General features: G+C 40.9%; 11 protein-coding genes. 1 reads left to right on the top strand and 10 read right to left on the bottom strand.

Annotation, left to right across the window (positions count from 1 at the left end):
- On the top strand, window positions 1-984 hold the full coding sequence (locus tag AC13CS_RS06045) for an MlaD family protein (RefSeq protein ID WP_482888669.1): 984 nt from the start codon (window positions 1-3) through the stop codon (window positions 982-984).
- 43 nt (window positions 985-1027) lie between these two features.
- On the opposite strand, the gene AC13CS_RS06040 is transcribed toward AC13CS_RS06045, so the two are convergent.
- From AC13CS_RS06040 to AC13CS_RS05995, 10 genes are all read right to left on the bottom strand, one after another.
- Window positions 1028-2107 (bottom strand): response regulator, encoded by a 1080-nt coding sequence (locus AC13CS_RS06040; protein WP_482888668.1) that lies wholly within the window; start codon window positions 2105-2107, stop codon window positions 1028-1030.
- A complete protein-coding gene (locus tag AC13CS_RS06035) occupies window positions 2076-4658 on the bottom strand; it encodes a PAS domain S-box protein (RefSeq protein ID WP_482888667.1) in 2583 nt (860 codons plus the stop codon). Before AC13CS_RS06035 ends, AC13CS_RS06040 begins: the two co-directional genes overlap by 32 nt.
- 463 nt (window positions 4659-5121) lie before the next feature.
- Window positions 5122-5586 carry an Hsp20/alpha crystallin family protein gene (locus AC13CS_RS06030; RefSeq protein ID WP_293168523.1) on the bottom strand — a complete coding sequence of 155 codons (465 nt, stop codon included), beginning with the start codon at window positions 5584-5586 and terminating at the stop codon, window positions 5122-5124.
- 124 nt (window positions 5587-5710) lie between these two features.
- Window positions 5711-6388, bottom strand: coding sequence for an ABC transporter ATP-binding protein (locus tag AC13CS_RS06025; RefSeq protein WP_293168521.1), 678 nt, complete (start codon window positions 6386-6388; stop codon window positions 5711-5713).
- A gap of 10 nt (window positions 6389-6398) precedes the next feature.
- Entirely contained in the window at window positions 6399-7661 is a 1263-nt protein-coding gene (locus AC13CS_RS06020) for an FtsX-like permease family protein (RefSeq protein ID WP_293168519.1), read from the bottom strand.
- Entirely contained in the window at window positions 7658-8743 is a 1086-nt protein-coding gene (locus AC13CS_RS06015; RefSeq protein WP_482888666.1) for an efflux RND transporter periplasmic adaptor subunit, read from the bottom strand. The genes AC13CS_RS06020 and AC13CS_RS06015 overlap by 4 nt, the downstream gene beginning before the upstream one ends.
- 346 nt (window positions 8744-9089) lie before the next feature.
- Window positions 9090-9410: an AraC family ligand binding domain-containing protein gene (locus AC13CS_RS06010; RefSeq protein WP_482888665.1), complete on the bottom strand. Its 321-nt coding sequence runs from the start codon at window positions 9408-9410 to the stop codon at window positions 9090-9092.
- A 12-nt stretch (window positions 9411-9422) separates the two neighbouring features.
- The gene (locus tag AC13CS_RS06005) at window positions 9423-10544 is read right to left on the bottom strand and encodes a formylglycine-generating enzyme family protein (RefSeq protein ID WP_482888664.1); all 1122 of its coding nucleotides are present in this window, start codon (window positions 10542-10544) and stop codon (window positions 9423-9425) included.
- Between the two features lie 433 nt (window positions 10545-10977).
- On the bottom strand, window positions 10978-12246 hold the full coding sequence (locus AC13CS_RS06000) for a S41 family peptidase (protein ID WP_482888663.1): 1269 nt from the start codon (window positions 12244-12246) through the stop codon (window positions 10978-10980).
- A 189-nt stretch (window positions 12247-12435) separates the two neighbouring features.
- Window positions 12436-13173 carry a helix-turn-helix domain-containing protein gene (locus tag AC13CS_RS05995; RefSeq protein WP_482888662.1) on the bottom strand — a complete coding sequence of 246 codons (738 nt, stop codon included), beginning with the start codon at window positions 13171-13173 and terminating at the stop codon, window positions 12436-12438.
- Window positions 13174-14268 lie beyond the last annotated feature (1095 nt).

Raw genomic sequence — 14268 nt, 5'->3', positions numbered from 1 at the left:
ATGGCTTCAAAAACTTCTTCTGAAAATATAAGGCTCGGCATCTTTGTGGTGGCCGGAACTTTACTGCTGCTCATCGCGGCCTATCTTATTGGAAACCGACAGAACATGTTTGTGAAAACCTTCACCCTCAGTGCTGTTTTCAAAAATGTGAACGGATTACAAAATGGCAACAATGTGCGCTTTTCGGGCATTAACATTGGTACGGTAAACCGAATGGAAATGGTGAACGATACCACCATTTATGTTTACATGACCATTGAGGATGAAATGCGCGATCACATCAGAAAAAATGCTATTGCCACAATAGGCTCCGATGGTTTGGTGGGCAGCATGTTGGTGAACATTGTTCCAAGTGTGGGAAAGGCCGATTTGGTGCAAAATGGAGATGAACTCCAATCGTATAGCAGGATTTCATCCCAAGATATGCTCAGTACGCTCAACGTTACGAACGAAAATGCAGCTTTGCTGACATCGAATCTTTTGAAGGTGACCCAATCCTTGATGGAAGGAAAGGGGGTTTTGGGCCGTTTGCTCAATGATACGGTGATGGTAAAGGACTTGCAGGGGATTATAAAAAATCTTGAACGGAGCAGCCATCATGCCAATACCACACTCATGGAACTGGAGACCATTGTGGGAAAAATTGATATGGAAGAAAGTGTTGCCGGGGTAATACTGACAGATACCGTGGCAGCTGAAAATATCAGAAGCAGCATTGAAAATTTGGAGACCTCAAGCGCAGAAATTAGGCAAATGACCCGCGACCTGACCAATCTGGTACAAGGTATGGACACGGAGGAAGGGATGCTCCATTTGGTATCCCAAGATACGACTATGGCGAAGCTTCTTATGAAGACAATGCACAACATAGAAGAGGGAACGGATAAGTTCAACCAGAATATGGAGGCCCTAAAACACAACTTTTTAACGAGGAGGTATTTTCGGAAACTGGAAAAAGAAAAGGCCAAGGCCCAAAAAGATTGAAATATTGTTTAATAGTAGGCTTCCTGACCCCCGCTTGATGAAATCACACCATATCGTCAAAATCGGCGATACGCTTCAACCTATCCTTGTCCAATAGCGTGAGTTTTCTCCGCTTGTCGGTACCTACCAGACCAATTTCCCTGAACTTGGTGAGGGTCCGAATGGCTGTTTCCTTGGCCACCCCGATCATGGAGGCAAAATCTTCCCGAAGCATATCAACGCCCTTGTGATGGTCATCTTTCAAGATTCCTTTTTCGTGAAGTTCCAACAATGCTTTTGCCGCGCGTCTATCCACGGAGGAATAGGCAATATCCAGCAATCTTTCCTGTAAATGGGCCATGTTGTTGGAAATGATCTCAAGAAATTTATTGGCGACTTCCTTGTCCTGATAGACCAAGTGGATGAAATCCTCTTTCGGAATACCTAGAACCGTGGCATGTTCCATGACAATGGCCGTTTCGAGATAGGTGCCCCCATTACCCAAAAGAGAGAGCTGCCCCACGAAGTCCCCGGGACCATAAAGTCCAGTGATCATTTCTTTGCCTTCCTCGGTACCCCTGTAAGTTTTGATATTTCCTTCCTCTATAAAATAGAGGAAATGTGCGGCATTCCCTTCTCTGTAAATTACCTCCCTGTCACGGAAAGATTGGGATTCCCTATCTTGTGAGGTGAGCTCTTTGCCCAGATATTCCGATGCTTCCTTAAAAAAATGGTTGATTCCAACAGGTGTTTTGGAGAAATGTTGGTGAATAAAACTACTTTTTTTCAACCGCATTGCTATGGCATCCAAGAGTTCTTGGGTTTCAAAGGGTTTATAGATGTAATCATCCGCCCCTAAGTTCATTCCCATTCTCATATCCTCTTTTCTGTCCTTGGCGGTCAAAAAGATAAAGGGAATCTTGGAAGTCCTCGGATCTTTGCCCAAGACTTCCAGTACGGTATATCCATTGGCCTCGGGCATCATAATGTCGCTTATGATGAGGTCAGGAAGATGTTCCAACGCTATTTGGATGCCAGATCTGCCATTGGCAGCACCCAAAACGTCATAATTGGCCATTTCAAGGATTTCCATAGTGTTCTCTCGGAACTCCTCATGATCTTCGATTACCAGTATTTTTTTCATTTGTGTAGTGTTTTTTGGGAAACTCCAGTTTAAAGGTGCTTCCATGGTTTTCCTTGCTTTCAAATCCTATCTTTCCGCCCATGAGTTCCACATACATTTTAACAATGTGCAGACCCAGGCCGGTCCCGGCAATGTTTACACTGTTCTTGGCCCTGAAGAACCGCTGAAAAAGATGTTTTTGGTCATCTTCCGGAATTCCTATCCCATGATCGATCACCCAAAGCTTAACATAGTGCTCATTGTCCTCAATTTTTAAAAGGATGGGTTGGTCTTCATCGGAGTATTTGATGGCATTGTTGAGCAGGTTGGAGAGCACAAGGTGCATAAGCTTGGGATCTAAAAAGGTTTCCAATTCAGCTTTTTCACATTCCAGAATGATGGATTGCTCTTTTTTCTTTCCTATTTTCAATTTTTCAATCAAAGACCTTGAAAAATGGAGCAGGTCAAAATATTCGGGCGAGGCCTTGGTCTCTCCCTCGTCCAATTTGGTCACCGAAAGAAAATCGTTGAGTATGTTGACCAATTGACGAACATTCGACTTTATCTTTTCCAAGTGGACCAAACGTCTCTCGCCCTTGTCGGGGTTGTTCAGCTTTTCGATGAGTGAAGCAGAGGATAGGATTACACTCAGCGGTGCCCTGAACTCATGCGAGGCTGTGCTGATAAACTGGGTCTTTAGCTCGCTCAGTTCCCTTTCCTTGATGAGGTTTTGGAGCATTTTTCCCTCATTTCGTTTTCGGTCGGATATGTTGAACAGGACAAGAAGCGCAAGGGACGCCTTTCCATTTTCTATGAACAAGGGCGTGGTATTCACAATATAGTTCCTTTTTTGGTACTCTATCTCAAAACTTAAGTGTTTCCCTCTTAATGTTTGTTTAATGCAGGTCAACAAGAGTGACTTGCTCTTGACCGAAAAACCATCGAGGTTGTTTATGGACAGTTCTTGGTTTGAACGGATTTGTTTTTGAAGGAATTTTAGTTCGGCTCCTTCCACAAAGCTTATCTGCATTTGTTCATTCACCAAAATGATGGCACCCCTTGGAAACTTCTGTGCAATGGCCAAAAGCATGGCTTCTTGTATTTCAGCCCTTTTTCTAGCATTTTGGGCATCTGCTATCTGAACGTTCAGCTCAAAGTTTGTTGCTCTCAACTCCTTAAGGATTTGTTCCAAGTCTTTATTACGCAGCTCCACCTGTTTTTCCAAACCTTTGGATCGTGCTTCCAAACGTTCTTGGTTCATTTGGAGCCTTTTTCTGATCTTGTCCTGTTCAATGGCCAAACCTACAAGTCCCGCCATCTCATCCACTAAATCTTCCTTCTGAGGGGAACTCAGGAATCCATCCGGATAAAAAATGGTCAAAACGCCCAGAACATTGTCGTCTACATCCAATATGGGGGTGGAACTGATGGATTTGATGCCTGTTTCGACAAGTAAAGCCTGATGTTTGGACCACGAAGGCTCCTCCAAGATATCGGTAATACTTTCTTTCTTTTTGTACCGAATGGCCCGAACGCACGGACAGGAGTCGGAAGCCTTCAAAATTTGATCCAAGGCCTTGGCGATGGCAGGGTGTATTTTGTTACCAGAAACCCTTTTGATGACCTGTTCGCTGTCATCATATAAACAAATGGCGACAGTGCCGATTCGCATTTGTTGTTCCAGCACGTCTTGAATCCGGTCAAAAATATCTGGCAACGGCTTTTTTTTGATGATCATTTCCAGGACATCGTTCTTCGCCTTTCTCAGTAATTCAAGGTTTTTTCGTTCCGTTATGTCATTTTGGATCACTATAAAATGAGTGGTTTCACTATGGAGATCCCGAATCGGGGTAATGGACAGCTCGTTCCAGAACAGGGTACCATCTTTCTTGTAATTATGGGTTTCCACATGGCATGAGGACTGGGTTGATAGTGCTTCGCGGATGATTTGAATTTCTTGCTGTTGGCATTCGTCACTCTGTAGGAAATTGTAATTTTTACCGATGACCTCCTCGCTGGTATAGCCCGTAATTTTTTCAAAAGCCTTGTTGACATAAATGATGGGAAACTGTTTAGGTTTGGCATTTGCTATGACGATACCGTTCCGTACCTCATCCAAGGCCCTCTCCTTGATAACATTGATGTTGCCACCCATGATTTGGGCAGTAATATCTTGCATATATCCTTCCAGAAATACCGTGCCTTCTTTTTTTTCAACTGCAACTCCAGTTTCGCTGATCCAGTGAATCTTTCCTTCCTTATCGATTATTCGATATTTTAACTGGAACTTTTCGTTTTTTGCCAAGGCTATTTGTACAGTGTTCCAGACATCATCCTTGTCCATGGGATGAATCAGGGATGCCCATCTAATGCCACCCGTCCTACAAAACTCTTCTGGCCAATATCCTGTAATCCATCTACACTCATTACTGATGAACTGCATAGTTCTATCAGAATCGTTCTCACAGCGAAATACGATGCCCGGAAGGTTTTCCACCAACGTCCTCAGTTTTCGGTCACCCTCAAACATAGGATACGATCGTTTTTCTTCTTTGGAATTTCGCCGTTTCATTTAAATGGGTGGTTTTTTAGGTCATAACAGTGAATTATAGCAAATGGATTCCTTGATTTCCCTTCAGTTTTTAAAAACATGGATCATTTTTATGGACTGATGGGTGTTTAAAACTTTCAAGAATCAATAAAAAGGATATTACCAAATATAGTATACGCTTTCCTGTGTTGCTATGATAATAATCATGTTCAAAAGCGTTCATTTATTGATATAAATATTTGGAAACCAGTTTGTTTTAGGTATTCAAATGAATGGCTTTAAGGTTGTTGGGCCACAAGCCAAGATGCATTGTTTTGGAAACTGGAAGAAGCGACATGAACCTATTTGAAAAGGCATGACCAAGGGGTAGGGCAAAGGCATTGTTTTGCATGGTATGGATAGGAGCAAATACAAAACCCCCATTACAGAAATTTAGGAATGAAAGGTCGGGATAACTGCAATGGGGATTGGTAACAAGGTGTATCTATGAGACTTGGATCACCTTGGGCTTCTGTTTTTTGGCTTCCTCTTTTTTGGACAGCTTAAAACGGAGTATACCATCATTGTATTTTGCATTTACAGTATCGTCCACGATGGTATCTGGCAATTGGACGGAACGTTCAAAGGAATTGTGGCTGAACTCCCTTCGGGTATAATTTGCCTTTTTCTCTTCCTCTGAAGTCGATTTTTCTGCGGAAATGTTCAAACATCCGTTCTCAATGGTTACTTTGAAATCCTTCTTGTCAAAACCCGGTGCTGCAAGTTCAATTTCATAATCATTGTCGGTCTCTTTGATGTTCATGGCCGGAATCATGCTTTTTCCGTTCCAAAATCTATCTTTTAAGAGGTCGGAATCCCATACTTCGTCTTCAAAGAAATCATCAAGATCGAAAAAATTGGATTTGATCAGGTTTCCAAAGGGTCTGCTTCTAAATTTAACTAATGACATGACACATTTTTTTTAGGTTATATAAAATATTTTACAACTAAGTGGAACTAAATTAGATACAACCTCCCTCTGGTGGAATGATGTGCGTCACCCAAGAAGGAGAAAGGTAATGGTTTGATAGTTTTTATTGCACGATGATTTCGCCGTCTTCCAACTGAACGATACGGTCGGTGCGTTTGGCAAAATCCTCATCATGGGTCACCACCAAGAGCGATAGTCCTTGTTCTTCCTTGAGTTTTTTGAAGATGTTGAACACGTTTTCAGAGTTTTGGCTGTCCAAATTTCCAGTGGGTTCATCTCCCATCAAAATGGTGGGATCGTTGATCAATGCCCGTGCGATGGCCACGCGTTGTTTTTCCCCTCCAGAAATCCGAGAAGCACGCTGGTGCGCCAAATGGCCTATATGGAGCATTTCAAGTTTTTGCTGGGCATTGCGTTCAATCTCGGCAAGAGGTTTTTCGCCGAGTTTTTTGGCAGGCAACATCACATTTTCCAAAACACTGAATTCGGACAGCAAATAGTGGAACTGGAACACAAAACCGATATTCTTGTTGCGGATGCGGGACAGTTCCCTTTGGGATTTGCCCGTTACTAGGTCATTATTGAGGTGCAATTGCCCTGTATAATCCGTGTCCATGGTGGAAAGAATATACAACAAGGTGGATTTTCCAGATCCTGACTTTCCCATGATGGAGGCGAACTCACCTTTTTTTATCCCAAAGGAGATGTTCTTGAGCACGTGAAATTCCTTAGGCTTGTGAAAATATTTGTTGATATCCTTGGTTTCCAATACAAATTCCATAAACGCGGGTTCAGGTTCCTCTGATGATTTTTACAGGATCGATATTTTTGGCCCTGTTGGAGGGCAAATAGCCCGCAACAAAGGTTGACAAAAGGGCAAAAATGATCCCAATGACATAATAGGTCGGATCGTAATTTACAGGATAAGTGGTGATGGTGGGCAGCGCCTCCGTCTCAAAAGGGGTCTGGTCGATAAGTTTTGAGAGAACAAACCCGATCAACAGTCCCAAAATGCCACCTGCGATACCAATGATCATGGCCTGCCCCATAAAGATAAGCTGCACGTCCGTTCCAGAAAAGCCGGTCGCCTTGAGTATGGCAATGTCCTTCATTTTTTCATAAATGAGCATGTTCAAGATGTTGTAAATGCCAAATCCGGCCACAATGAGCAGGGTAATTGAAACCGCATAGGTGATCAGGTTCCTGATGTTCGATCCCGTTTCAAACTGTGCGTTGGCCTCGTTGATTCCCATGGCCTTGACATTGAACTGTTTTTCCAATTGTTCTGCCATGGATTGGGCCTCTATAATGTCCAGCAGTTTGATGTTGATATCCGTTACATAATTCTCTGCTTCCCCCAAAATGCGCTGCACGGTCTTCAGATTGGTGAAACTCTGGATATTGTCCACTTCTGCAATGCCACTTTGGTAAATGCCCACGATTTTCAAGGGAAATATATTTCCGGACACCGTACTTATCTGCACCCTGTCACCAAGGGATAAAGACATTTTTTCGGCAAGCCCGGATCCCAATAGAATACCATTCTCATTATTTTTCAAGGCTTCGGGGGAGCCTTCCACAATATTGTCCCGTAGGTTGGACAACCGGACTTCTTCCATGATATCTACCCCGATCAGATTGCCACCCAGCTCCATGGAACCGGATATATAAAAGATCTGTGCCCTAAGCTGTGGAGTTGCCCCATCCACGTTTGGCTGTTTTTTCAGATAATTAAGAATGGGAAGGGCATTGTGGATCTTTTTTTGGCTCAATTTGGGTTTTATGGAGTGCACCACGTTAAATGTATTCTTGAAATCGTCATAAAGGGCGATGGGTTGTTCAGGGGAGGGACGGATCTCGTTATAGATGTGAATGTGGGGAGTTTGGTTCAGTACCAGATCATCCAACATGGTGTTCAGTCCTGTCATAAAACTTACTAGGGTGATGTAGGAGCCTATCCCGAAGGTGACTCCCAGGGTGGCAGTCACGGTGGATTTCATCTTGGTGAGAAGATGGGTCTTGGCTATGCCCAATATCACGTTCCAATTGATCATGGTTCAGGTTTGTATATGACCGTGTTTTCGTTGATTCCGTCCAGAATCTCCACTAGAACCATGTTTTCAAGTCCGATGGTTACAGATGTTTCGCCCTCATCAGTAAGCACTTTGGACCCATTGATCAGATATGTTTTTGGAATGACAAGGGCTTCTTTCTTTTCGGCAATGACAATATTTCCCTCTCCGGAAAGGCCGGGATACAAGGTTTCCGGAGGGTCATTGAACAAGGCTTCTACCTTGAAAGTTTGTGAACGTTCATCTTTTCTGGGATAGATTTTGTCCAAGGTACCTTCAAAAACGGTTTCACCATAGGAGTCTAGCGTGATGAATACCTTCTGCCCGATGTGGAGTTTCACGATATCCACCTCGTCCACCAACAACTCCACAACAAACATATCGCTTTTGCCTATGGTTGCCACAGGTTCCACGGTATTCACAATTTCCCCCGGATTTTTGTAGAGCGCATACACCGTTCCGTTTATTTTGCTCTTGATGGTGAAATCGTTGGTGGTCGTGAGTGAGGTTTTATAATTGTTCTCGGCCTGTCTAAGTTGGGTTTCCAGTTCGTTTTTGGCCTGATCGAATTTCTTTTTTAGGAGTTCCAGCCGGTTTTGGGATAGTTCATAGGCCAGTTTTTTGTTGTCAAACTCCACTTTGGAGCCAATGTTTTGGTTCCAGAGTTTTTTTTGACGGTTATAGTTTATGGAATCGTTTTTGAGCTGGAGTTTTGCCGCTTGGATTTCATCCTCGATACTGCTCAGTACTGCCGCAGTGCCACTGTAATTTTTTTTGGCCAATTCGAGGGCCAATCGGGCATTTTTCTGGTTCAGTTCCGGGGAGGTGTTGGTGATTTGTAGTATCAGGTCTCCCTTGGCCACTTTATCCCCTTCTTCCACCCAGATTTTGTCCAGAATGCCCATGGCCACAGAATACGCCTGATACATACTGTCGGGCTGCACGGTTGCGGAAGCATAAACGGATTCGGTCATCGGGAGCTTTTCTGGATATATTTGCTCCTTTTTTTGGGCACAAGAGCATAGGAGGAAAGAGAAGATGGTAAACAGCAAAAAGTATTTCATTGCAATAGGCATGGGATATTGTTCAAATTACCAATAAAATACCGATTTGAAATATGAGCAAGATCAGTAAACATATCATAATTCAACTCGATACTGATTCAAATGATTGCGAAAGAGCCATCATTCCCTAATAGTGAATCCTTCGAAATAGAATACAGATGTGCTTGCTGTCCATCAAAAAGAACATTATAAAAAAATGCTTTTGGGTGCTACCTGATTTTGGTGGGCATTGTTAAAGAGGGAGAGGTGTAGGATACTCAAAAACTGGGAATTGTTCCTGTGTATTTAGTACTTTTTTAAATAATTTATGGTTTCAATAATCGATTAAAATTCTTTTTTTCCAAATTCACTGTCGATGAACCTTGATTTGTTTATCCAATGTTTTGTCCAAAAAACCATCTTTAATTATAACAACATACCCTTCGGGTACGGTATTTATCTGCCAATGGTGCACTTCACCTTTTTTGATGATAAAGGCAATGGGAGGTTTGATTTCATACGAATCTTGATCCATATGGTGAAAACCTGATCCCTTGCTAAAATAAACCAGTTCCAGATACTTATTGTGCCGGTGTGGTCTGGTATAGCGTTTGTTCATATCAAAGGGCTCGATTTTTATATCCAGTGCATGTGAAATCTTGTTGTTCACTTTAATTGCTGTACCCATAGGTCACTAAAATTATGGCATATTCGCTGAGCGAACGGTTCTAAATCCCAAATGTTCCATACCCGAATCCGGACTAGTGGCCATGCGCGCCGAAATTCTATAGCTAGCACAGTAAGAAGCACTACAGAGGAACGAACCTCCTTTGATGACGCGTTCTTTGGCATAAGGGTTATTTGAATTGAACGCAGTTGCTGCCCCTGTTGGGTTCTGTGCGACCTCTCCGCTCGAAGCCAGCTTTTGATAGTAGTTGGTGTTGTACCAATCGCTGGTCCATTCCCAAACGTTGCCGGCCATATCGTAAAGACCAAAATCGTTTTTGGGATAGCTCATGATCGGCGCTCTGCGTTCAAAACCGTCTTCCATCGTATTTTCCACAGGAAATTCGCCTTCCCAAGAATTGGCATGAGAACTGAGTTGATCGATGTCGTTGCCCCAAAAAAACTTGCTGTCCGTTTTTCCGGCACGGGCCGCAAACTCCCATTCAGCTTCCGTGGGCAATCTACGCCCTGCCCATTTACAATAGGCCTGTGCATCCTCGTAGGCTATGTGAACCACGGGATGGTCTTCTTTGCCATCGATATTGCTGTCGGGACCATTGGGATGCTTCCAACTGGCACCGATCTTCCATTCCCACCATTGGGAGTAATCATACAGGTTGGGGACACTGGATTTTGTTTTTTTAAAAACCAAAGAACCCGGTTGTAGAATGGAATCATGGGGTTTTTGGGTGCCTTCGGGCAACTGCTTTTTCATTTCTTCCCAATCAATCTCACGTTCGGCCATGGTAACATAGCCAGTTTCCTCAACAAATTTGGCAAACTGGGCATTGGTTACCTCATGAATATCCATAAAAAAACCATCTATTGCAACTGGGTGCCTGGGCTTCTCGTGTGCCATGGCCATCTTATCCGATTCTACAGCACCTTGGTAAAATGTCCCTCCAGGTATCCACACCATGCCTCCGGGAGCTTCACCGGGAGCTTTGCTTGGCTTTACATGCTCTGTTGTTTTAGAAGTGGCAACACTTTCTTTTGATTGGTCCGTTTTGGATTTACAGCTTGTAAGCAGGGCAAATAATATAAAGTAAAAAGAAAAGGTATGCTGAGGTGTCATTTTGTTTAGTTGATGTTTCATTGGATTCCTAAAATAGTCTGAAATTGAATTATACAAAAAAATAATATATGGTGATCAGGATATACAAAAGCCTAAGAGTTTTTTTTAAACCAGCTTTATTGATTGTAAAAAAGACTAAACATTTATTTGAATTTGAAGACTGTTTCAGTGGGTCTATATCCAATATGAAGTGAATTTACCTGTATGGTTTGCTCCTTTTTAAGGTGAATTGTTCCATCAGTGCAAAATGCCCAAAATGGGTTAGGCTACATTCATTTGGAGCATGCCTAAGTGAAGCTTCTTGCTCTTTAAATAAAATATCATGGCAACAGTCATTTAGGATAGGAATTTTTATTCTAACTTCCTTTCAATCAAGTAGCACTCCTTGATGTTAACTTGTAGATTAGGGTGTGGCTGGATTGATTGTATCCATTGGTAATTGCCAATTTATAATTTAATCTTCTATACTTTTCAATACCCCCTCTAAAATCTCATCTTTCTCATCCAACAAGTGGTCTTTGATTAGAATATCGGGGATAATACCTGTGCCTTTGTCCACCCCATTTATGCGTTCAATTTTACCTTTAGAAACATCAACAGTGACTCCTGTTTTTGGTAGCGGATAATTGTAAATGGAGGCATAAAGATTAGGATATTCTCCTGTTTCTTCTCCAACAATGGTTCCCCAGCCGTAATCCTGGATTTGAGCGGCGGTGACGGTAGATTGTGAATAGGATTGCCGATTCACCATCACATATACCTTACCCGTAAAGCGCTTTTCTTTAGGTTGAGGTTTTTGATATCCAAAATCATAATTATATATTTCACCATCTTTATGTTCTAAAATCGATTGCCAATAGGCTTGGGTGGTGTCTCTCGTCCTTCTTGTGTTTTCTTTGAGTTGTTTGCTGGTTTTTAATTGAAACCGTGATGCCCATTTAAAAGGTTTATCGGCGATATAAGACACTAAATAATCACCAAAGGCGTCATCGCCACCGGAATGGTTTCTTAAATCTATAATCAGGTTTTTGGAGTTGTTATGCTTTATTTCAACAAAAACGGAGTCTATGAAGTGTTTGTATTGTTCTAAATCGCCTCCAAAATCACCTGGCCTTATGTAGGCAGAAGCTTTTTCAAGAAACTGTAAATTTCTGTTATGTTTTAAAATATCACCTCTTTTCATTTCAAAATCTTCAATGGCCCTTACGGACTTTAGATGATATTTTCGGCGTTTGCCATTTGCTAAAATTTCAACGTCAAAGCTATTCTTCTTTCCGAAAACCAGCCAGTAAAACCTGGGAAGCGTCATGTTTTCCAATTGAGCATGTTTAAAGTACAAACGTTCGGCAGAAATTTGAGGATAAATATCTTCAAACACCTTTTTAATTGGTCGTCCGTTAATATTTAATAATTCAGCTCCAACTGCAATATCAGTATGTTCAGACCAGTTTTTTCTTACCATTGCTTTGCCATTTTCAATGGCCACTTCTAGCGGGAACAATGTTCCACCATTTTGGGCATAGGCGATATATTCAGGGATTGGAAAAGGGATTCGGGTATGCCCGTTGTTTACCTGAGAAACGATTCGTTGAAATAGTTTTTTCGCTTCCAGACTGCTAAAACTGTCTTTTTGAATGCTTTGTTTTACCTCGATATAGTTCCTTTCAAAAGTCTCTTTTGTGATGAAAGCGTATAAATTGATATGGGTTTCTTCCAAAGACATTTTTAAATAAGCTAAGTCTGATAAAATATCTGCTTTTGAATATTGCTGTGCTATCGTAGATTGACTTATAATCAAAACACACCAAAACAAGATTTTTCTATAACATTTCAGTTTCAAAAAACATCTATTCATTTTCATTAATTTTCGGCAAACATATTGATTAAAAAGCGTCTTGTAGACCGACTGCGTCTATCCGGACGTTTTTTTGAGGGTTTTAAGGTATTGACTAGGTGTGATTTGTGTAAACTTCTTAAAAACATGGTTAAATGTGGACTTGGAATTAAACCCGCATTCATAGGCGTGACCTAAAAGCGACAATTGATTTCGTTCAGGAGATTTCAATCGGTGTTTAAACGCTTCAACCCGATATGAATTGATTAAATCATAAAAATTTTGATGGCAGTTCTGATTAATTTTTGTGGAAAGTTCTTTTGGTTTTATGTTTAACAATTTAGCCAACATGGAAAGATTCAGTTCTGGATTGAGGTAAGGTTTTTTTGTGTTCATCAAGATTTTCAACTCGGCAAGAAACTCGTCATCCTTTTTAAGATGTGTATCAATTGATGTCTTTTTATCAGGTTTCAAAAGCACCACTTCCCTTTCTTTTTGAATATACCCTCTAAACCCTAGCCAACACGTTATGGTAGAGAGTAGTACAAAATTTGGCAGGAAGTAATATCCTCTGTATGCTCTGTCAAAAATAAACCGGTCTATCTCAGTTAAAATTTGCCAGAAAATAAAGTACCCAGCAAAAACAATAATTGGCGTTTGTAACCATTTATGCGAAAGGTGTTCAATTTTGGAGTAGTACTCTTTAAGCCGGTCTTTGTATTTAATCAGCATCATTAATGACACAACACTATACGTTAAAATTGAAATTACGCCTAACCATTGCTCTGCTAAATAGATATAAGAATAAGTGGGCATTTCCTCTAGATACAAACCGTTAGAACCTATCCTGTAGATGGCCGTCCTGTAAAAGATGAACTCCAAGGCTAATGGAATATAATGGATGAAATGTTTTGTTTGGAATTTGAATTTTGGTTGGGTAATGCATTTGGTGTAGAAATACAAACACGGCCCAATTCCATAAAGCATTTCCATCTGAATATACCTGAAGATATAAAGCAGGTTGTAGTCTTTCAACACATTTACCATTACTATGTTCAAAGGAACCAACGCATAAAAAAACACCAATAAGGCTAAAAAGATGTTGGCCAAGCGTCTTGGTTTTTTTACTAGAATCAGTCCACTTAAGAATATGGCCTGTAGGTTTAAAACACAAATAATAGTAAATAAAATTGGATTGGATTCAATCATTTTTTTAATTCCCTTATTTAAGATATCAAAAGGACATAAGCTTCGAGCTTTAGTATTTATGAGTATAGTTTACCTGATGTATAATTTCAGCAATAGGCGCTCTGTTTAGCTTGCAATTCTCAAAAGGTTTTTCTTTAGGGATATTAACATTAGTATGCTTTATTTCCATCAATGAAAACTTTAAACAATTTAGTTGTGTTGGAAAAAATGAATTCCAATATAGGGGGTGCTTTAAAGATAGAAAAACCTGTCAGAAAAGATTAATCTTAGGAAGAAACGATTCGTGCTAGTGGGTAGTTAGTGGGACAAAACCAGTTTTTTTAAAATATAATTTATTGATAATCAATAATTTAAAAATCAACTTCAACTTGAGTGCGACCCCAGTAATATTCAAAATAAAAGCCTAAACATCAAGTGCTTAGGCTTAAAAAAGGGTTTAAAATTGTGACCGCGGCAGGATTCAAACCTCATTCCGCAAGCCCTATATTTAAAGGATTTTAAGACCTTACAAAAACTGTTGACCGAATTACTGTCTTTTAATTTGGTCGTAATTCTTGATGATTCAACTTTCGATATAAAGATAATAATTTTAAATGTTTGAAATTAATTCAAATAAGAATTAGTCCATTTTGAAATAATTAGAATCCCGATAAGTCATTGGTCCGTGTTGAAGCCCAAGTCCTGGACTTTCCTTGCGCCTAA

The organism is Flagellimonas sp. B-3, assembly GCF_056857835.1.
The sequence above is the reverse complement of the archived record's forward strand: the minus strand, read 5'-3'. Positions and strand labels throughout refer to the sequence as shown.

Excerpts from the sequence above, each read along its gene's own strand:
- AC13CS_RS06045 (WP_482888669.1), top strand. The coding sequence starts at position 1 with ATGGCTTCAAAAACTTCTTCTGAAAATATAAGGCTCGGCATCTTTGTG.
- AC13CS_RS06040 (WP_482888668.1), bottom strand. The coding sequence starts at position 2,107 with ATGAAAAAAATACTGGTAATCGAAGATCATGAGGAGTTCCGAGAGAAC.
- AC13CS_RS06035 (WP_482888667.1), bottom strand. The coding sequence starts at position 4,658 with ATGAAACGGCGAAATTCCAAAGAAGAAAAACGATCGTATCCTATGTTT.
- AC13CS_RS06030 (WP_293168523.1), bottom strand. The coding sequence starts at position 5,586 with ATGTCATTAGTTAAATTTAGAAGCAGACCCTTTGGAAACCTGATCAAA.
- AC13CS_RS06025 (WP_293168521.1), bottom strand. The coding sequence starts at position 6,388 with ATGGAATTTGTATTGGAAACCAAGGATATCAACAAATATTTTCACAAG.
- AC13CS_RS06020 (WP_293168519.1), bottom strand. The coding sequence starts at position 7,661 with ATGATCAATTGGAACGTGATATTGGGCATAGCCAAGACCCATCTTCTC.
- AC13CS_RS06015 (WP_482888666.1), bottom strand. The coding sequence starts at position 8,743 with ATGAAATACTTTTTGCTGTTTACCATCTTCTCTTTCCTCCTATGCTCT.
- AC13CS_RS06010 (WP_482888665.1), bottom strand. The coding sequence starts at position 9,410 with ATGGGTACAGCAATTAAAGTGAACAACAAGATTTCACATGCACTGGAT.
- AC13CS_RS06005 (WP_482888664.1), bottom strand. The coding sequence starts at position 10,544 with ATGAAACATCAACTAAACAAAATGACACCTCAGCATACCTTTTCTTTT.
- AC13CS_RS06000 (WP_482888663.1), bottom strand. The coding sequence starts at position 12,246 with ATGTCTTTGGAAGAAACCCATATCAATTTATACGCTTTCATCACAAAA.
- AC13CS_RS05995 (WP_482888662.1), bottom strand. The coding sequence starts at position 13,173 with ATGCCCACTTATTCTTATATCTATTTAGCAGAGCAATGGTTAGGCGTA.